This is a genomic window from Paratractidigestivibacter sp. (assembly GCF_052362415.1).
Taxonomy (GTDB): Bacteria; Actinomycetota; Coriobacteriia; order Coriobacteriales; family Atopobiaceae; genus Paratractidigestivibacter.
In genome coordinates this window covers 17,037-17,593 of sequence record NZ_DAWEMK010000025.1, presented here as the reverse complement: position 1 = coordinate 17,593, position 557 = coordinate 17,037, and the positions used below count along the sequence as shown (strand labels likewise).

Annotated in this window: 2 pseudogenes; both read left to right on the top strand. The window is 68.4% G+C overall.

Annotated features, from left to right (window positions below):
- Nucleotides 1–339, top strand: a pseudogene (locus ACT84W_RS04105) (Fe-S cluster assembly ATPase SufC); the annotation flags it as partial.
- Nucleotides 340–557 (top strand): annotated as a pseudogene (locus ACT84W_RS04100) (Fe-S cluster assembly protein SufB); the annotation flags it as partial.

Genomic DNA, 557 nt, shown 5'->3' with positions numbered 1-557 from the left:
ATGCTCCAGCTGCTGCTCCTGCAGCCCAAGCTCGCCATCCTCGACGAGACCGACTCGGGCCTCGACGTCGACGCCCTGGGCGTCGTCAGCCGCGGCATCGAGGCCTACCGCGAGCAGTGCGACGGCGCGCTCATCGTGATCACGCACAACACCCGCATCCTCGAGCGCCTCGAGGTCGACCGCACCCACGTGATGGTCAAGGGCCACATGGTCGCCGAGGGCCCCGCCTCCCTCATCGCCGACATCGACAAGAACGGCTTCGAGCGCTTCGAGCGCCAGGCCGCCGAGCAGGGTATCGCAGGCGCTGCGCCCGCAGCCCGTGAGGGAGCTGACGCTTAAGTGGCCGGAGAGCGCGCAAAGAAGCGCACGCAGGTGGCCGACGTCGACCGCTCCCTCTACGACTTCACCAAGTCCGAGGAGGGCTATGAGCGCTACGCCGACGGCCTGACCCCCGACATCGTCCGCGCCATCAGCGCAAAGAAGGACGAGCCCGAGTGGATGCTCCGGATGCGCCTCGACGCGCTGGAGAAGTACCACGCCCGCGCCATGGCCGACAA